Genomic DNA, 16,848 nt, shown 5'->3' on the forward strand with positions numbered 1-16,848 from the left:
GACCGATGAGCACGATCGACACCGGCCTGACGCTGCTCAAGAGCGCAGCGGGCCGCGTCTCCGCCGCGAACGGCTGGATGGGCAACGCGTTCAAGGGCTGGATGCCGACCGGCCTCTATGCCCGCGCGCTCCTCATCATGATCGTGCCGATGGTGATCCTGCAGTCGGTCGTCGCCTTCGTGTTCATGGAGCGGCACTGGAACACCGTGACGCGCCGCCTGTCGGCCGCGGTGGTGCAGGACATCGCCGCACTGATCGACGTCTACAAGGGCTATCCGCAGGACAAGGATCGCGACCAGATCAAGCGCATCGCCCAGCAGCGCCTCGGCCTCGTCGTCGACTTCCTACCTGCCGGCGACATGCCGCCGCCGGGACCGAAGCCGTTCTTCTCGCTGCTCGACCAGACGCTGTCGGTGCAGCTCGGGCGCCAGATCGGGCGCTCGTTCTGGATCGACACCGTCGGCCGCTCCAACCTGGTCGAGATCCGCATCCAGCTCGACGATGCCGTGATGCGCGTGTTCGCGCAGCGCAGCGCCGCTTACGCTTCGAATTCGGAGATCTTCCTGTTCTGGATGGTCGGCACGTCCTCGATCCTGCTGATCGTCGCGGTGCTGTTCCTGCGCAACCAGATCAAGCCGATCCTTCGCCTTGCGGACGCAGCCGAGAGTTTCGGCAAGGGCCGCGAGGCGCCGAACTTCAGGCCGCGCGGCGCGCGCGAGGTACGGCGCGCGGCGGTCGCCTTCCTGGAGATGAAATCGCGCATCGAACGCACGATGGAGCAGCGCACCGCGATGCTCGCCGGCGTCAGCCACGATCTGCGCACCATCCTGACCCGCTTCAAGCTCGAGCTGGCGCTGATCGGCGACAGCCCCGAGATGGAAGGCATGCGCAAGGACGTCGACGAGATGTCGATGATGCTGGAGGATTACCTCGCCTTCGCCCGCGGCGATTCCGGCGAGCAGTCGCAGCCGACCGACATGGCGCAGGCGCTCGAGGAGCTGCGCAGCGACGCCGAGCGTCACGGCCACACCGCGACCGTCGCCTTCAACGGCCTACCCGTGGTGACGGTGAAGCCGGCCTCGTTCAAGCGCTGCCTCGCCAACCTCGTCACCAACGCCGCGCGCTACGGCAAGGCGATCGCCATCACCGGCCAGCGCGATCACCGTTATTTGACCGTCACGGTCGACGACGACGGCCCCGGCATTCCCGCCCATCTGCGCGAAGAGGTGTTCAAGCCGTTCCTGCGGCTCGACAACGCGCGCAACCAGGACGAGGGCGGCACCGGCCTTGGCCTCGCGATCGCGCGCGACATCGCGCGCTCGCATGGCGGCGACATCACGCTCGGCGACAGCCCGATGGGTGGATTGAGAGCGAGCGTGAGGATACCGGTGTAGCAGAGAAGGCGGCTGTAGCCCGGATGGAGCGAAGCGCAATCCGGGATTCTTTCTGTGCGACTGAGAAAAGGCCCCGGATTTCGCTTCGCTCCATCCGCGCTACGAACCTCACCTTACTTCGGCAGCAGCGCCTTCAGCTTGTCCATGTCGCGCACGTTCATCTTGAAGCCGCCGGGCATCACGATGTCGCCCGGCTTCTGATCCGCCTTGCAGGCGCCAAGCCATTTGGCTTGCACCGTCATGGTGCTATCGCGCCCCGCGGCGCCGGCGACGCCGCCTTGCGCGTGCGAGGTGGACTTCACCGTATAGGCCGAGTTGAAATCGCCGGTGATCTCGGCATGCGACGTCGTGCTGACGCCGGCGACGCTGCATTCGGAATCGCTGACATAGCCGGTCGCGGTCTTCTTGATCTCCTGCTTGGCGCAGATCTGCTTGGCCATCGGGGAGACGTTGTTGCTCATCTCCTTGTCGACGGTCTCGTCGGTGCAGTGCTGCATGGTCATCTCGGGCACGGGCGAGCCGGTCGTGACCAGCTTCAGTTGCCAGAGGCCAGCCTTGCGCACCGGCAGATCGTCGGCGCAGGCGCTGCCTGCCGACAAGGCAAAGCAAACGGCCGAGCCGAGCAAAGCGAGTTTGCGCGTCATGTGAGTAGGCTCCCGGCTGAGAAAGTACGGCGCCGCGACGGCGCCTCAGTACAGCGTGCGGATCGGCCGTTCGGCGGCGCCATAGGGCACCCAGCGGCAGGAGAACGAGATGTATCCGCCCTCATAGGCCTGCACGCCCAGGAATTTGACGACCTTGCCGTAGCGCGCACAGTGATCGACCGCGACCTGCCGCGCATCGACCTGGGTCGCCATCGAATAGGCGATGATGCCGCCGGTGTCGTTGCCCTTGAACGGAGGCACCGGAAGCAGATCGGCGCGCGCCGGCTGGCTCGCCATCATACCCAGGGCAAGAAGGCCCGCGGCCGCAATGATTCGCATTCCCGTCACTCCAATTGGTCGGCGCCAGTTTACGGTGCCGGGACGGAAGTGAAAAGAACCGAAGGGCGGCGGCTGCGGCGTTATGATCAACTCCTGGCCAAGTGTTGCCGCGCTGCACTTGACCTCCCCTGGCCTTCGCGGCACCGTCCGGGCTTCGCAAGACCCAGCTGTCCGGATTGCCCATGCGCGCCCTCACCCTGAAATCGCTCCGTTTCGCCGCCCTGCTCGGCCTCATGTTCGGGGCGCTCTCGCTCGGCGAGGCCAAGGCCGCCAACCCGCTGGAGCTGAACTTCTGGCTGAGCGGGCCGCGCTATGACGGCGCCGTCGCCGACTGCGACAAGGCGCTGCCGACGATCGCCACCCAGTTCTGGGAGAAGGAAAGCTCCTTCTGGAATTCCCCGTTGAAGATCACGGGCTTCTCGGCCGTTCACGAGGTCGCCTTCCGGCCCTGGCAGTCCGACAACATTCCGCGCCGCTATTGCACCGGCGAGGCCATGCTCACCGACGGCAAGGTGCGCAAGGTGCACTTCTCGATCATCGAGGATGGCGGCTTTGCCGGCTACGGCAACGGTGTCGAATGGTGCGTGGTCGGGCTCGACCGCAACTGGGCCTACAACCCGGCCTGCCGCGCCGCCAAGCCGTAAAGCCCTGCGCCTGATTCGGCCCGATCAAGCGGCCGGACGGCACCAGCGACAATTTTGTTCTTGAAATGTTCTTGTTGCCTGCTAGGCTCGTTTGCACAGTCTAGTTGAGGGGCGTTGCCATGTTTCATTCCAGATTGCATTCGTTCTCCCGTCTGATGATCTCGCTGACCCTCGCTGCCGCCTTGGCAACCCTCGCCGGCGGCGCGAAGGCGCAGGACAAGCGGCAGAACGCGCCCGGCGAATTCGATTTCTATGTACTGTCGCTGTCATGGTCGCCCTCGTTCTGCGAGGAAGCCGCCGAGCGCGGCCGCAATTCGCAGATCCAGTGCAGCGGCCGGCCCTACGCCTTCGTGGTGCACGGGCTGTGGCCGCAATATGAGAACGGCTTTCCGGAATATTGCCAGCGGCCGGCGCCGCGGCTGAACCGCAGCATCGTCTCCTCGATGCTCGACCTGATGCCGGCACCGGGCCTGATCTTCAACGAGTGGGACAAGCACGGCACCTGCTCGGGGCTCGCCGATCGCAGCTATTTCGAGACGATCCGCAAAGCGCGCGCCGCGATCAAGATTCCCGCCGAATATCTCGATTTGTCACAGGCCAAGACCGTGGCGCCCGGCGATGTCGAGGAGGCCTTCATCAAAGCCAATCCGGGCCTCAGCAGTGCCGCCGTCTCGGTCACCTGCAACCGGACGCGGCTGTCCGAGGTGCGCATCTGCCTCAGCAAGGACCTGCAATTCCGCGCTTGTGAGGAGATCGACCGCCGCGCCTGCCGCCGCGACCACGTGACGATGCCGCCGATCAGGGGTGGGTAGAGCAAATGCTCGTGCCCCGGACGCAGCGCAGCGTCTCTTTGACGATGCGCTGCAGAGCCGGGGCCCATGCTGCACGGGAATCCCTGGTCCCTGGGTCCCGGCTCTGCGCCGCAACGCTCACGCGTTGCACCGCGTCCGGGACACGTGATCGTGCCTCTTTGCTCAAGCCATCACGTGGCGTAGTGCTCTTCCCATGAACTATCGCCACGCCTTCCATGCCGGCAACTTCGCCGATGTCATCAAGCACATCGTGCTGGCGCGCATCATCACCTACCTGCAGGACAAGCCGGCCGCGTTTCGTGTCATCGACACCCATGCCGGTGCCGGGCTCTACGATCTCGAAAGCGACGAGGCGCGACGTGGCGGCGAGTGGCTGACCGGCATCGCGCGGCTGATGCAGGCGCGCCTGTCGAACGACACCGTGGCACTGATCAAGCCGTATCTCGACATCGTTCGCGCCTTCAATCCGAAGGGCGAGCTTAAGGCTTATCCGGGCTCGCCGCTGATTGCGCGCGGCCTGCTCAGACCGCAGGATCGCCTCGTCGCCTGCGAACTCGAGCCGAAGGCGCGCAAGGCACTGATCGACGTGCTGCGCCGCGACGAGCAGGCGCGCGTGGTCGATCTCGACGGCTGGATGGCGCTGCCGGCCTTCGTGCCGCCGAAGGAACGGCGCGGACTCGTGCTGATCGATCCGCCGTTCGAGGCAAAGGACGAATTCGAGCGACTGGGCGAAGCGTTCGCGACAGCCTTCACGAAATGGCCGACCGGTATCTATGTAATCTGGTATCCCGCCAAGAGCCGGCGTGCCACTGACACGCTGGCGCAATCCGTGGCGCGCCTCGCAGGCGCAGCAAAACCGCCGGGCAAATGCCTGCGCCTTGAATTCAGCGCCGCACCGCAAGCCGATGGCGGGCCTCTCACCTCGACCGGGCTCTTGATCGTCAATCCGCCCTACACACTGCAAGGCGAGCTCAAGACCATCCTGCCGGAGCTGGAAATGCCGCTCGGCCAGGGTGGTGCTGCCAGATTCCGATTAGAGGTACCCAAACAGTCGTAACACTCCGGCATTCTTGGGAAAAATATGCAGTAGCCATAGTCAATCTGCAAAGAACCGTATTATGCTGTTTCCGTGACTGGCTTTACGTTCCGCTTCCGCGAATGGTTGCGGCGGAGTGAAGGCCTAAGAAAGATCCCGCCGGACCGATGAGGCCCGACGAAGGATGGCCAGCTCTCCCGGGCTTCGTAAGGCCCGGTCATGTTGCGACGTGCGTCTGCGTCGCGACGGAGGAGCAATGAGGGGGAGTTTCCCGATGGCCATGACGGGAACAGTTAAGTTCTTCAACGGCGAGCGCGGCTACGGTTTCATCAAGCCTGATGACGGCGGTCGCGACGTCTTCGTTCATATTACGGCTGTAGAGCGTGCGGGACTGAAAGATCTTGCCGAAGGACAGCGCATTACTTTTGAAGTCGAACCGGACAAGAAGGGAAAGGGACCCAAGGCGGTCAACCTTGTGATCCTGTCCTAGCGGGCTAGCCCGGCGAAACGCCTGACGCGAAAGCACCTGTCGCAAAAGTACTTGGTGCAAAAGTATCTGGCGCAAAAAAATCCCGGCCGCGAGCGGCCGGGAGGCTGTGGTCCGGTATTTTCTTCTTCAGCTATCAGAAGTGATAGTTCACGCCTGCGCGCACAACGCTGGCGCTATAGCCGTTTGACACGCCCGTAATCGCGAACTGACTCGTCGACAGATCGATGTAGAGATATTCGAGCTTGGCGCTCCAGTTCGGCGCGAAGCCGACTTCCGCACCGGCACCGATGGTCCAGCCGGCGGTCGTGTGCGACTCGGTCCAGCCGAAGGTCTGCGCACGCAGCTCGCCGAAGGCGAGACCGGCGGTGGCGTAGAACAGCACGTTGCTGAAGGCGTAGCCGGCGCGGCCACGCAGGGTGCCGAACCACGGATTGGAGAACTTCCACGGCGCGAAGGTGTCGTCGGCACCTGCGGCCTGGATGTCACCCTCGACGCCGAACACAAACGGGCCGTTCTGGAAATTGTAGCCGGCCTGCACGCCGCCGGTGAAGCCGGACGGCTTGACCGGGCTGTTGCTGACAGAACCCCATTCATAGCCGATGTTGCCGCCGAGATAGGGACCGGCCCAGCTATACGCATTCAGCGGCTGGTTCACGGTATAGGGGGCACGCCCGCCATAGTTCATATCGGCGGCCTCTGCCGAAGCTGTCCAGCCGGCAGCAACCAACGCGGCTGCGCCCACGACCAACCCCTTCATCACACTCTCCAACGCAACTACTGTCCCCTTGCGCTGCCGGCGCCGCCGCGCGCGGCAAAAGCGCATGGTTACGGAACCACGACCTTTTCGCGTAGGATTTATCGAGAGTTTTAAGTTAAAGGCCTGTTAAGCCGGGTTACCGCGCTGTTAACAGGCTTAAGCAAGCGTTACCGGGAACTGCGCCGCCATCCTGTGCGTGCCGCACGGCCGGAACTTCAAATCGGCACACCCAGCGCCTAAATTCGCTCCATGGCTCACGATTCCACCGACAATCCGGACGACGCACGCACGCGCAAATCGCCCCGCGGCGCGACAGCGGACGCCCCGCCCGAGAGCCTGTCCCCGCCCGATCTCGATCCCGCCAGCACCGGCGGCGAGGACGAGGACGATGCGCTGCTGCCCGACATCCTCGAAGACAGCGGCGCCGTCGGCGAGGAGCCGCTGGCGACCGGCCACGAGGCGATCGAGCGGGCGGTGCGGCTCGCCCCCACCTCGCCCGGCGTCTATCGCATGCTCAGTGCCAATGCCGACGTGCTCTATGTCGGCAAGGCCAAGAACGTCAAAAAGCGCCTCTCCAACTACGCGCGGCAAAGCGCGCCGCAGCCGGCGCGCATCCTGCGCATGATCGCGGCCACGGTGACCGTGGAGATCGTCTCGACCAACACCGAGACCGAGGCGCTGCTGCTGGAAGCCAACCTCATCAAGCAGCTGCGGCCGCGCTTCAACGTGCAGCTGCGCGACGACAAGTCGTTTCCCTACATCCTGATCACCGGCGACCATTGGGCGCCGCAGATCCTGAAACATCGCGGCGCGCAGACGCGTCCCGGCCGCTATTTCGGCCCGTTCGCCTCCGCCGGCGCCGTCAACCGCACCATCACCGCGTTGCAGCGGGCGTTCCTGATCCGCTCCTGCACCGACTCCTTCTTCGAGAGCCGCACCCGCCCCTGCCTGCTCTACCAGATCCGCCGCTGCGCCGGTCCCTGCACCCGCGAGATCGACTTCGGCGGCTACACGACGCTGGTGCGCGAGGCGAGCGACTTCCTCTCCGGCAAGAGCCACGCGGTGAAGCAGGAGCTCGCCGGCGAGATGGAGAAGGCCTCCGGCGAGCTCGAATTCGAGCGCGCCGCGCTCTACCGCGACCGTCTCGCCGCGCTGTCGGCGATCCAGTCGCAGCAGGGCATCAATCCGCGCACGGTGGAGGAAGCCGACGTGTTCGCCGTCCACCAGGAGGGCGGCTTCTTCTGCGTCGAGGTGTTCTTCTTCCGCACCGGCCAGAACTGGGGCAACCGCGCCTATTTCCCGCGCGCGGAGAAAACCTTTACGCCGGAAGAAGTGCTCGGCTCCTTCCTCGCCCAGTTCTACGACGACAAGCCGCCGCCGAAGAACATCCTGCTCTCGCACGAGATCGAGGAGAGCGAGCTTTTGGCCAACGCGCTCTCGATCAAGGCCGGCCACAAGGTCGAGGTCTCCACGCCCAAGCGCGGCGAGAAGAAGGAGCTCGTCGCCCACGCGCTGACCAATGCGCGCGAGGCGCTCGGCCGCAAGCTCGCGGACACCGCAACGCAAAGCCGGCTGCTGGAGGCCATGGCTGCGACACTGAGCCTGCCGCATGCGCCCAAGCGCATCGAGGTCTACGACAACAGCCACATCCAGGGCACCAATGCGGTCGGCGCCATGATCGTCGCCGGCCCCGACGGCTTCGTGAAGAACCAGTACCGCAAGTTCAACATCAAGTCGGAAGGGATCACGCCGGGCGACGACTTCGCCATGATGCGCGAGGTGCTGGAGCGCCGCTTCAAGCGCCTGATCAATCCGCCCGAGGACGCCGGGGCTAAGGCCAAGGACGACGATTTCCCGCAATGGCCCGATCTCGTGATCATCGACGGCGGCCGCGGCCAGCTCAATGCGGTCAGGGAGATCTTCGCCAATCTCGGCCTGACCCAGGTGTCGCTGATGTCGGTCGCCAAGGGGCCGGACCGGGATGCCGGCCGCGAGACCCTGTTCATGCCGGAGCGTGAGGCGATCAAGCTGGAGCCGCGCGATCCCGTGCTCTATTTCATCCAGCGCCTGCGCGACGAGGCCCACCGCTTCGTCATCGGTTCGCACCGCAAGCTGCGCAAGAAGGACATCCGCGAGGCCGGTTTGCAGGAGATTCCGGGCATCGGGCCGTCACGCAAACGTGCCTTGCTGCACCATTTCGGAACCCTGAAGGAGATCGAACGGGCCTCGATCGCCGATCTCGGCAAGGTTCCGGGGGTCAGCGCCGAAAGCGCCCGCAGGATTTTCGAGTATTTCCATCCCCAGCCGGGGTGAACTAAAGGGGGACCGCGGTCATAAGGGCGTCGTATCCCGCATCCCATTTGTGAGCGGGACGGTTGACCTTCAGCCTTGAGCGGTATTGGTAGGACGGATGAACATCGCCACGACACGAGGGACGACCAGCCGCGCGATGTCCCTCCCGAACATCCTGACCTATGGCCGGATCGCCGCGATCCCGGTCGTGGTCGGATGCATCTATGCGCAGTCGATCCTGGATCAGCCGCTGTGGCTGCGGTGGCTCGCGGTCGCCATTTTCATCGCGGCTGCGGTCACCGACTACCTCGACGGCTATTACGCGCGGATCTGGAATCAGCAATCGGCGTTCGGCCGGATGCTCGACCCGATCGCCGACAAGCTGCTGGTCGCCTCCTGCCTGCTGATGCTGGCCGCCGACGGCATCATCCATGGCTGGTCGCTGTGGGCCGCCATCGTGATCCTGTGCCGCGAGATCCTGGTCTCGGGCCTGCGCGAATACCTCGCCGCGCTCCGCGTCAGCGTGCCCGTGACCAAGCTTGCGAAGTGGAAGACCACGGTCCAGCTGGTTGCGATCGGCTTCCTGCTCGCGGGCCCTGCCGGCGACGAGGTGGTGCCCGTGGTCTCGATGATCGGGCTGGCGCTGCTGTGGGCCTCGGCGATCCTGACCATCTACACCGGCTACGACTATTTCCGCGCCGGCATCCATCACCTCATCAAGGAGGATGAGGGATGAGGGTGAAGTATTTCGCCTGGGTGCGCGAGCGCGTCGGCAAGGCCGAGGAGACCATCGAGCCGCCGGCGACCGTGCGCACCGTCGAGGAGCTGATCGCCTGGCTGTCCGGCCGGAGCGAGGCCTACGCCTATGCCTTCGAGAAGCCCAAGGTGATCCGCGCTGCAATCGATCATGCCCATGTCAAGGCGGACGCCACCATCGCCGGGGCGCGCGAGATCGCGTTCTTCCCGCCGATGACCGGCGGCTAGGCTCATGAGCTGCCCCGTCACCATCCGCATCCAGGAAGACGATTTCGACATCGCGCGCGAGATCGCCGTGCTGACAAAAAGTCGCACCGACATCGGCGCAGTGGTGAGCTTCTCCGGCATCTGCCGCGCGGACGACGACAGCAGCAAGGTCGCAGCGCTGACGCTCGAGCACTATCCCGGAATGGCCGAGGAAGAGATCAGGCGCCATGCCGACGAGGCCGTCTCGCGCTGGCCGCTCAACGGCGTCACGGTCATCCATCGCGTCGGGCGCTTCATGCCGGGCCAGAACATCGTGCTGGTGCTGACCGCCTCGCAGCATCGCCAGGCCGCATTCCAGGCCGCCGAGTTCCTGATAGACTACCTCAAGACCAGCGCCCCGTTCTGGAAGAAGGAAGAGAGCGCCACCGGCACCGGCTGGGTCGAAGCCCACGCCCGTGACGACGAGGCCGCCGCACGCTGGACCAAATCCTGATGGCAAAAGTTGCAAAAAAGACCGCGCGCGGCCGCGCCGCGCCGAAGCTTGCGAAAGTGGGACCCGGCGAGCTTCTCACGCTGCTCGACTACGTCCGCTATGGGGTGAGCCGCTTCGTCGAGGCGAAGCTCGCCTTTGCCCATGGCACGACCGACCCGGTCGCCGAAGCAGCCTTCCTGGTCAGCGAGGCCCTGCATCTCAACCCCGAGCAGTTCGAGGCCTTCGCCAACGCCCGCGTCACCGCCGCGGAAGGCAAGACCATCCTCGACCTCATCCATCGGCGCGTCACGACGCGCAAACCGGCCGCCTACCTCGTCAACAAGATCTACATGCGCGGCCTGCCCTTCTATGTCGACGAGCGCGTCATCGTTCCGCGCTCCTTCATCGGGGAGTTGCTCGATTCGCATTTCGGCGGCGAGGAAGGCGCCGGCGCGCTGATCGACGACCCCACGGCGGTCGAGCGCGTGCTCGATCTCTGCACCGGCTCGGGGTGCCTGGCGATCCTCGCCGCGTATCATTTCCCGAATGCCGCGGTCGATGCCGTCGACATCTCCAAGGGTGCGCTCGAGGTTGCCGCGCGCAATGTCAGCGAGCACGGCCTCGAGGAGCGGGTCAGCCTGCATCGCGGCGACCTGTTCGCCCCGCTCGGCGACGCCAGGTACGACCTGATCATCACCAACCCTCCTTACGTCGATGCGGACGGCATGGCCGCGCTGCCGCCGGAATGCCGGGCCGAGCCGAAGCTTGCCTTCGATGGCGGTACCGACGGTCTCGACGTGGTGCGCCGGATCCTGGCTGACGCCCCCGATCATCTGACGCCGAATGGCGGCTTGATCTGCGAGATCGGCCGCGGCCGCGACCTGGTCGACGAGGCCTTTCCGGAACTGCCGCTGCTCTGGCTGGACACGGAAGATTCCGAGGGCGAGGTGTTCTGGATCGCGGCCGCCGATCTCGGCTGATCCGTCACCGCGATCCCCGTCCCGCACGGAACAAGTCAAATTCCGCAACGTTCATCCCCCGACGCATTTACGCGCTCTGGGAGGATGTCCGCATGCTCGCGCCATCGGGCGAATTGCTGCGCGCCGGCGTGGCGCTCAAGCTCAATCACGTCAAACGCGCCGCGCAATCCTATCTGCGTGACCAGACCAGCCACGCCACCGGCAAGATGACCTCCTATGCGGTGGCCGGCGGGCTGTTCGCGGTCGCGGGCTTGTTCGTCGTCGCGGCATTCTTCGTGGGGCTGATCGCCCTGTATCGTTGGATCGCGATCCACTACGGGCAATTCTGGGGCTTTGGCGTCGTCGGCGCCGTGCTCCTGGTTCTCGCTGCGGTCTGTGCCGGGGTGGCCATGATGCAGATGAGGCGCAAGACCAGGCCGATCGTGCCGCTTGCAAGCCGGCTGCGCGTTGCGATCGCCACGCCGCGAATCCCGCGCGGAACAGTCAAGGAGGCGGTGAAGGAGGTGGCGACGACGATTCCCCTCGTGCCACTCGGACCCGGCGAACGCGATCGTGGCAGAAGTCATGGCAGATCGGTTCGCACCAACCGGCCCGTGCAGCTTGGCCTGATGCTCGCAGCGGTCGGGCTGCTGGGCGTCACGGCGGCGCGCCGGCGGCGCCACGGGCACCGGCTGGAGACGTGACGTGCTGGTGCGGCGTTCCGGGCAGATCGACAACTGGCTGCTGGTGGCGGCGACCGCCGTCTTCGTGCTGACAGCGGAGCGCTACTTCCAGGACTCCGGCCTGGTCCGTCCGGGACCGCCGCCGGACCACCGCAACAGCGAGGCGAACTCGCCCGAGACCAACCCGGTGCGGGCGGCCGTGCAGCCCGGCCGCGGCCGGCACTCGAAAAGCCCGTACGCAATTCCCTGGGCCGGCTGGAAGGATATCTTCTGGCGCACCTATCAGCGCATCGACGACGATCGGCTGCTGGCGACCGCGGGCGGTGTCGTCTTCTTCGGGCTGCTCGCGATCTTTCCCGCCGTGACCGCGCTGGTCTCGTCCTACGGATTGTTCGCCAATCCCTCGACCATCACCGACAATCTGCAGACGCTCGCGATGATGCTGCCCGAAGGCGCGTTCCAGATCGTCGCCGAGCAGGTCGGACGCGTCGTCTCGAACGGCAATGCGACGCTCGGCGTCACCTTCCTGGTCGGCCTGGTGCTCGCGATCTGGAGCGCCAATGCCGGCGTGAAGTCGATCTTCGACGCCCTCAACGTCGCCTATGAGGAGCGCGAGAAGCGCAGTTTCATCCGGCTCAACATGGTGTCGCTGGCCTTCACGGTCGGCGGCATCGTGGCGCTGCTGCTGATGGTCGGCGCCGTCGTCGCCTTCCCGCTCGCGCTCGACCATCTCGGCATGGCGCCTGAAAGCAAGCTGATCGTGGCGCTGGCACGCTGGCCGCTGCTGTTCGTCATCCTGCTTGTGGCGCTGGCCATGCTCTACCGCTTCGCGCCCAGCCGCGACGCGCCGCGCTGGCAGTGGCTGAGCGTCGGCGCGCTCGCGGCCGCCATCCTCTGGATCGCCGGATCGTCGCTGCTGTCCTGGTATCTCTCGGCCTTCGCCAATTACAACGCGACCTACGGCTCGCTCGGCGCGGCGATCGGCCTGATGATGTGGATGTGGATGTCGGCGATCGTCGTCATGTTCGGCGCCGAGCTCAATTCGGAGATCGAGCGGCAGACCTTGCGCGACACCACCACCGGGCCGCCCAGGCCGCTCGGCACCCGCGAAGCCGTCTCGGCCGACACGGTCGGCGCCGCTGCGCCGTCCTGATCGGCTGCGGCCGGGCCGGAGACCGGCCCGACCGCATCGCGCGCGTGTCAGCGCTTGGTAATCACGGCTTCCAGATATTCGCTGTGCACGACGATGGTGCCGTCATCGGCGTGGTTGAACTCGCCGAGCAGCGCCAGCAGATCGCGCTTCAGCGCGGCCTGGCCGGTCTCGTCGAGCGCGGCAAACGCCTTCAGCGTCGGCCCATAGAAGGTCTTGAAGATCTCGAGCCAGTGCTCCGGCGAACGATAGCGGAACACGAACATGCGCGGCTCGGCGGCGATCTCCGCGGCCTGACTGCCGAACATCTCCTCGAGCCGCGCCGGCGTGCCCCACAGCGCCGGTGATTTCACCCCGGCCGGCGGCGGCAGGTGCTTGCCGATGGTCTTGAACAGCTGGCCGATGAAACCCTGCGGCGTCCAGTTGGCGAGGCCGATCTTGCCGCCGGATCTGCAGACCCGCGCGAGCTCGGAGGCCGCCTTGTCCTGATCCGGCGTGAACATGACGCCGAAGGTCGAGAGCACGACGTCGTAGCTGGCATCGGCAAACGGCAGCGCTTCGGCATCGGCTTCGCGGAATTCGATGGTGAGATGTTCGGCGGCCGCGCGCTCGCGCCCGCGCTTGAGCAGCGCCGCCACATAGTCGGTCGACGTGACGTCGCACCAGCGCCGCGCCGCGGCCAGCGTCGCATTGCCGTTGCCGGCGGCGACGTCGAGCACCTTGCTGCCTGCGCGTAAGTCGATTGCCTCACACAGCTGCTCGCCGACGATCTGCAAGGTGGTGCCGACGACGGCATAATCGCCCGACGACCAGGCGCCGTGCTGGCGCTGCTTGACGGCGGCAAGATCGGGCTGGGCTGCGGCGGGCTTGAGTGCGGCGGATGTCGACATGAGCAATCTCCTGCGGTTGAAAACGCCGGGACGATAGGGCGCATGCGGCTCGCTGGCCTTGAGAGCGGCGTTATTTTACGCTGAGAGCACCTTGATTTCCGGATGGGAGCGAGGGGGATTTGTGACGTTTCAGTTCGAGGATTTCCTGCTCGACCCCGAGCGCCGCGAATTGCGGCAGGCGGACGCGCTCGTCGCGCTCGAACCGCAAGTGTTCGATCTGCTGACCTACCTCGTCCGCAACAGGGAACGCGTGGTGACGCGGGACAATCTGCTCGATGCGATCTGGAACGGCCGCGTCGTCTCGGAATCGACGCTCACCAGCCGGATCAACGCAGCGCGGCGCGCGGTCGGCGACAATGGCGACGATCAGCGCCTGATCCGCACCATCGCGCGCAAGGGCGTGCGGTTCGTCGGCGCGGTGACCGAGCTGGCCGGCGCGGCCGGCAAACCGGCCGATACCGACGCGTGGCACGCGCCGCCGCCGGCGGGCCTGCCGCTGCCCGATCGCCCGGCGATCGCGGTGCTGCCCTTCACCAACATGAGCGGCGAGGCCGAGCAGGATTATTTCTCCGACGGCATCAGCGAGGACATCATCACCGCGCTGTCGAAGCTGCGCTGGTTCTTCGTCATCGCGCGCAACTCCTCCTTCATCTACAAGGGCCGCGCGGTCCACTTGCGGCAGATCGCCGACGAGCTCGGCGTGCGCTATGTGGTCGAGGGCAGCGTCCGCAAGGACGGCGAGCGCGTCCGCATCACCGCGCAGCTCAACGACGTCGCCACCGGCAGCCATCTCTGGGCCGGGCGCTACGACCGCGAGCTCGCCGACGTCTTCGCCGTCCAGGACGAGATCACCGAGGCGATCGTCGCTGCGATCGAACCACAGCTTTACGCCGCCGAAAACTTTCGTGCCGAGCGCAAGCCGCCCGACAGCATGGACGCCTGGGACCTCGTGATGCGCGCGCTCTCGCATTACTGGCGGGTGACGCGGCAGGATCATGTCGTGGCGCAGGCGCTGCTCGAAAAGGCCATCGCGCTCGACCCGAGCTACGGCAAGGCGCTCGGGCTGCTCGGCACCAGCTACATGTTCACCGCGCATATGGGCTGGATGGAGATGGCGAGCGCCATCCCCGCCGCCGAGCGCGCCGCGCGGGCGGCGATCCGCGCCGACGACGAGGACGCCTGGGCCCACAACGCGCTCGGCCATGTCCATCTGTTCGCGCGGCGGTTCGAGGACTCGCTGGCCGAGTTCGAGACCGCCCTGCGGCTCAATCCGAACTTCGCGCTGGCCCAGGGCTATCACGGCCTGGCGCTCAGCTATTGCGGCCGCTGGCAGGAGGCCGACGAGGCGGCGCGCCGGGCGATCCGGCTCAGCCCGCGCGATCCCTATGCCCCCGTCTATTTCGGCATCGCCGCCTATGCCCGCTTCCTCGGCGGCGACTACGCCGAAGCGATCCGGCTTGCGCAGGAGTCGCTGCGCCAGCGCGGCGACTTCGTCGGCGGACACCGGGTGCTGACCGCGGCCGCGGGCATGGCCGGACAGACCGGGATCGCCCACGCCGCGCTGAAGGAACTCCGCCGCGCCCAGCCGAACATCTCGCTGGCCTGGATCGCCGAGTTCATGCCGATCAAGCTTGCCGCCGACCGCGAGCGCTACCTCGAAGGCTTTCGCCGGGCTGGACTGAGCTGAGCCGCAAACAAGCCGCTATCCCCTCGAATCAACAATGATGTTAGGGTTGCGCTGCTTGGGGGAGCATGAGGCGTGACGGGACCGCACAGGGGCCCGTGTTTTCCCGGGTGAGGCAGTCATCTCTTGAGGCGTAACGCGCGGCATGATTCGCATTTCGACGATCTTCATCGCCATCTGCATGGTTCTGGTCGCGGCCTCGCTCGGGCTGGTGCTCTATGCGGTCGCCGGCATCAGCGGAACTGAATCCGCGATCGTGGCGCTGACCGCGCTGACCTTCCTGATCCTCTACAACGCAGTGTCGATGCGGCTGCGCGACCGCAGCGACGTCGGCGGCCAGATCGCCGACCTCTCCCGCGGCACAGCCGACCTCGCCCGCCAGGTCGCCGAGTTCGGCCGCCGGCTGGCCGCGATCGAGGGGCGCATCGCCTCGTCCAACTCGACCAACTCCGACCGCATCCAGTCGGTGGTCGGCGAGATCAACGAGCTTGGCGGTCTGGTCAGGCAGCTCGCCACCACCGTGTCGGCTCATGAGGACCTCCTGGCGGGCGCCGCTCCCTCCCCCGCTCCGGGTGCAAGGCCCGAGGCGGAGGCGCCGATGGATTTGGTGGCAGCGTTCGAAGAGCTTCCCATGGCGCCGCCGCCGCTGCCCGCGCCTCCTCCGCCGCCCCCAATGCAGCCGCGGCCGGCAGCGGCCGTTCAGACCCAGTCCGCCCATCCGGTCCAGACCGCCAACGGACGCAACCAGACCCAATTGCTGGCGACGCTGCGCAACGCGATCGACGAGAACCGCATCGACATCTTCCTGCAGCCCATGGTGACGCTGCCGCAGCGCAAGGTGCGGTTCTACGAGGCGGTGACAAGGGTGCGCGACGAGCGCGACCAGCTCATCGCCGCGGAGGAGTTCATCAGCATCGCCGAGGCCTCCGGGCTGATCGGGCGCATCGACAACATGGTGATGCTGCGCTGTGTGCAGGTGCTGCGGCGCCTGATGGTGCGCAACAAGGACGTTGGCGTGTTCTGCAACGTCGCGGCCTCCACGCTCGGCAACTCCACCACCTTCGCGCAATGCCTCGACTTCCTCGAAGCCAACCGGGCGCTGGCGCCCTCGCTGGTGCTGGAGTTCAAGCAGTCGACCTTCCGCAATCTCGGCCCGGCCGAGACCGAGAACCTCGCCGCGCTCGCTCAGCGCGGCTTCCGCTTCTCGATCGACCACGTCACGGACCTCCGGATCGAGCCGCGCGAGCTCGCCGACCGCGGCGTGCGCTTCATCAAGGTGCCGGCTGCGCTGCTGCTCGACCCGAGGCAAGCCTCGACCTCGGACATCCATCCGTCCGACCTCTCGGACCTGCTCGGCCGCTTCGGCATCGACCTGATCGCCGAGCGGATCGAGGGCGAGCGCGCAGTGGTCGATCTGCTCGATTACGACGTGCGGTTCGGCCAGGGGTTCCTGTTCGCGCCGCCCCGGCCATTGCGGCCGGAGGGGGCATCTGCTACCGGCGGGGCCGCGCCGAACCAGGCGCAGGACACTCAGGGATCCAATGGCTCCGGCACACAAAGCTCAGGCGCGACGTCATCGGCGCCTCCGCCCCAGCGTCTCACCGGCAACGCGGCTCTCGCGCGCCGCATCTGACCGGCC

At 66.2% G+C, this 16,848-nt stretch carries 18 protein-coding genes; 14 read left to right on the plus strand and 4 right to left on the minus strand.

The window, feature by feature from the left end; genetic code table 11:
• Window positions 1-5 precede the first annotated feature (5 nt).
• Window positions 6-1,394 (plus strand): ATP-binding protein, encoded by a 1,389-nt coding sequence (locus tag JQ617_RS30005; RefSeq protein WP_212029478.1) that lies wholly within the window; start codon window positions 6-8, stop codon window positions 1,392-1,394.
• Window positions 1,395-1,507: 113 nt separating this feature from the next.
• Here the strand turns inward: JQ617_RS30005 and JQ617_RS30010 are convergent, their stop codons facing one another.
• Window positions 1,508-2,038 carry a DUF3617 domain-containing protein gene (locus JQ617_RS30010; RefSeq protein WP_212029479.1) on the minus strand — a complete coding sequence of 177 codons (531 nt, stop codon included), beginning with the start codon at window positions 2,036-2,038 and terminating at the stop codon, window positions 1,508-1,510.
• Window positions 2,039-2,083: 45 nt separating this feature from the next.
• A complete protein-coding gene (locus JQ617_RS30015; RefSeq protein WP_063687283.1) occupies window positions 2,084-2,377 on the minus strand; it encodes a hypothetical protein in 294 nt (97 codons plus the stop codon).
• A 182-nt stretch (window positions 2,378-2,559) separates the two neighbouring features.
• On the opposite strand from JQ617_RS30015, the gene JQ617_RS30020 reads away from it, so the two are divergent.
• From JQ617_RS30020 to JQ617_RS30035, 4 genes are all read left to right on the plus strand, one after another.
• Window positions 2,560-3,021, plus strand: a complete 462-nt coding sequence (locus tag JQ617_RS30020; protein ID WP_063687282.1) for a hypothetical protein — start codon at window positions 2,560-2,562, stop codon at window positions 3,019-3,021.
• Window positions 3,022-3,140: 119 nt separating this feature from the next.
• Window positions 3,141-3,833, plus strand: a complete 693-nt coding sequence (locus JQ617_RS30025; protein ID WP_063687281.1) for a ribonuclease T2 family protein — start codon at window positions 3,141-3,143, stop codon at window positions 3,831-3,833.
• A 193-nt stretch (window positions 3,834-4,026) separates the two neighbouring features.
• The gene (locus tag JQ617_RS30030; protein ID WP_212029480.1) at window positions 4,027-4,890 is read left to right on the plus strand and encodes a 23S rRNA (adenine(2030)-N(6))-methyltransferase RlmJ; all 864 of its coding nucleotides are present in this window, start codon (window positions 4,027-4,029) and stop codon (window positions 4,888-4,890) included.
• Window positions 4,891-5,143: 253 nt separating this feature from the next.
• Window positions 5,144-5,359 carry a cold-shock protein gene (locus tag JQ617_RS30035; protein WP_008544396.1) on the plus strand — a complete coding sequence of 72 codons (216 nt, stop codon included), beginning with the start codon at window positions 5,144-5,146 and terminating at the stop codon, window positions 5,357-5,359.
• Between the two features lie 133 nt (window positions 5,360-5,492).
• On the opposite strand, the gene JQ617_RS30040 is transcribed toward JQ617_RS30035, so the two are convergent.
• On the minus strand, window positions 5,493-6,116 hold the full coding sequence (locus JQ617_RS30040) for an outer membrane protein (RefSeq protein ID WP_063687278.1): 624 nt from the start codon (window positions 6,114-6,116) through the stop codon (window positions 5,493-5,495).
• A gap of 249 nt (window positions 6,117-6,365) precedes the next feature.
• On the opposite strand from JQ617_RS30040, the gene uvrC reads away from it, so the two are divergent.
• From uvrC to JQ617_RS30075, 7 genes are all read left to right on the plus strand, one after another.
• Complete coding sequence (gene uvrC, locus JQ617_RS30045; RefSeq protein WP_212029481.1) at window positions 6,366-8,429, plus strand: excinuclease ABC subunit UvrC; 2,064 nt, start codon at window positions 6,366-6,368, stop codon at window positions 8,427-8,429.
• Window positions 8,430-8,526: 97 nt separating this feature from the next.
• On the plus strand, window positions 8,527-9,144 hold the full coding sequence (gene pgsA, locus JQ617_RS30050) for a CDP-diacylglycerol--glycerol-3-phosphate 3-phosphatidyltransferase (protein ID WP_063687274.1): 618 nt from the start codon (window positions 8,527-8,529) through the stop codon (window positions 9,142-9,144).
• A complete protein-coding gene (gene moaD, locus JQ617_RS30055; RefSeq protein WP_212029482.1) occupies window positions 9,141-9,392 on the plus strand; it encodes a molybdopterin converting factor subunit 1 in 252 nt (83 codons plus the stop codon). Before pgsA ends, moaD begins: the two co-directional genes overlap by 4 nt.
• Before the next feature lie 4 nt (window positions 9,393-9,396).
• Complete coding sequence (locus JQ617_RS30060) at window positions 9,397-9,864, plus strand: molybdenum cofactor biosynthesis protein MoaE (protein WP_212029483.1); 468 nt, start codon at window positions 9,397-9,399, stop codon at window positions 9,862-9,864.
• Window positions 9,864-10,823, plus strand: coding sequence for a 50S ribosomal protein L3 N(5)-glutamine methyltransferase (prmB, locus tag JQ617_RS30065; protein ID WP_212029484.1), 960 nt, complete (start codon window positions 9,864-9,866; stop codon window positions 10,821-10,823). The genes JQ617_RS30060 and prmB overlap by 1 nt, the downstream gene beginning before the upstream one ends.
• Before the next feature lie 92 nt (window positions 10,824-10,915).
• Window positions 10,916-11,506 (plus strand): phage holin family protein, encoded by a 591-nt coding sequence (locus tag JQ617_RS30070; protein WP_212029485.1) that lies wholly within the window; start codon window positions 10,916-10,918, stop codon window positions 11,504-11,506.
• 1 nt (window position 11,507) lies between these two features.
• Window positions 11,508-12,638: a YihY/virulence factor BrkB family protein gene (locus JQ617_RS30075; protein ID WP_212029486.1), complete on the plus strand. Its 1,131-nt coding sequence runs from the start codon at window positions 11,508-11,510 to the stop codon at window positions 12,636-12,638.
• Window positions 12,639-12,685: 47 nt separating this feature from the next.
• Here JQ617_RS30075 and JQ617_RS30080 read toward each other — a convergent pair whose 3' ends face one another.
• Window positions 12,686-13,525, minus strand: a complete 840-nt coding sequence (locus JQ617_RS30080; RefSeq protein ID WP_212029487.1) for a class I SAM-dependent methyltransferase — start codon at window positions 13,523-13,525, stop codon at window positions 12,686-12,688.
• Window positions 13,526-13,646: 121 nt separating this feature from the next.
• On the opposite strand from JQ617_RS30080, the gene JQ617_RS30085 reads away from it, so the two are divergent.
• Window positions 13,647-15,212, plus strand: a complete 1,566-nt coding sequence (locus tag JQ617_RS30085) for a winged helix-turn-helix domain-containing tetratricopeptide repeat protein (protein ID WP_212029488.1) — start codon at window positions 13,647-13,649, stop codon at window positions 15,210-15,212.
• A gap of 142 nt (window positions 15,213-15,354) precedes the next feature.
• Complete coding sequence (locus JQ617_RS30090; protein WP_212029489.1) at window positions 15,355-16,842, plus strand: EAL domain-containing protein; 1,488 nt, start codon at window positions 15,355-15,357, stop codon at window positions 16,840-16,842.
• The last annotated feature ends 6 nt before the right edge of the window (window positions 16,843-16,848 follow it).

Origin of the sequence: Bradyrhizobium sp. KB893862 SZCCT0404, assembly GCF_018130885.1 — a bacterium.
Taxonomy (GTDB): Bacteria; Pseudomonadota; Alphaproteobacteria; order Rhizobiales; family Xanthobacteraceae; genus Bradyrhizobium; species Bradyrhizobium stylosanthis.

What these genes read in the sequence shown, in the direction of transcription:
- JQ617_RS30005 (WP_212029478.1), top strand. Translation starts at nt 6, where the DNA reads ATGAGCACGATCGACACCGGCCTGACGCTGCTCAAGAGCGCAGCGGGC.
- JQ617_RS30010 (WP_212029479.1), bottom strand. Translation starts at nt 2,038, where the DNA reads ATGACGCGCAAACTCGCTTTGCTCGGCTCGGCCGTTTGCTTTGCCTTG.
- JQ617_RS30015 (WP_063687283.1), bottom strand. Translation starts at nt 2,377, where the DNA reads ATGCGAATCATTGCGGCCGCGGGCCTTCTTGCCCTGGGTATGATGGCG.
- JQ617_RS30020 (WP_063687282.1), top strand. Translation starts at nt 2,560, where the DNA reads ATGCGCGCCCTCACCCTGAAATCGCTCCGTTTCGCCGCCCTGCTCGGC.
- JQ617_RS30025 (WP_063687281.1), top strand. Translation starts at nt 3,141, where the DNA reads ATGTTTCATTCCAGATTGCATTCGTTCTCCCGTCTGATGATCTCGCTG.
- JQ617_RS30030 (WP_212029480.1), top strand. Translation starts at nt 4,027, where the DNA reads ATGAACTATCGCCACGCCTTCCATGCCGGCAACTTCGCCGATGTCATC.
- JQ617_RS30035 (WP_008544396.1), top strand. Translation starts at nt 5,144, where the DNA reads ATGGCCATGACGGGAACAGTTAAGTTCTTCAACGGCGAGCGCGGCTAC.
- JQ617_RS30040 (WP_063687278.1), bottom strand. Translation starts at nt 6,116, where the DNA reads ATGAAGGGGTTGGTCGTGGGCGCAGCCGCGTTGGTTGCTGCCGGCTGG.
- uvrC (WP_212029481.1), top strand. Translation starts at nt 6,366, where the DNA reads ATGGCTCACGATTCCACCGACAATCCGGACGACGCACGCACGCGCAAA.
- pgsA (WP_063687274.1), top strand. Translation starts at nt 8,527, where the DNA reads ATGAACATCGCCACGACACGAGGGACGACCAGCCGCGCGATGTCCCTC.
- moaD (WP_212029482.1), top strand. Translation starts at nt 9,141, where the DNA reads ATGAGGGTGAAGTATTTCGCCTGGGTGCGCGAGCGCGTCGGCAAGGCC.
- JQ617_RS30060 (WP_212029483.1), top strand. Translation starts at nt 9,397, where the DNA reads ATGAGCTGCCCCGTCACCATCCGCATCCAGGAAGACGATTTCGACATC.
- prmB (WP_212029484.1), top strand. Translation starts at nt 9,864, where the DNA reads ATGGCAAAAGTTGCAAAAAAGACCGCGCGCGGCCGCGCCGCGCCGAAG.
- JQ617_RS30070 (WP_212029485.1), top strand. Translation starts at nt 10,916, where the DNA reads ATGCTCGCGCCATCGGGCGAATTGCTGCGCGCCGGCGTGGCGCTCAAG.
- JQ617_RS30080 (WP_212029487.1), bottom strand. Translation starts at nt 13,525, where the DNA reads ATGTCGACATCCGCCGCACTCAAGCCCGCCGCAGCCCAGCCCGATCTT.
- JQ617_RS30090 (WP_212029489.1), top strand. Translation starts at nt 15,355, where the DNA reads ATGATTCGCATTTCGACGATCTTCATCGCCATCTGCATGGTTCTGGTC.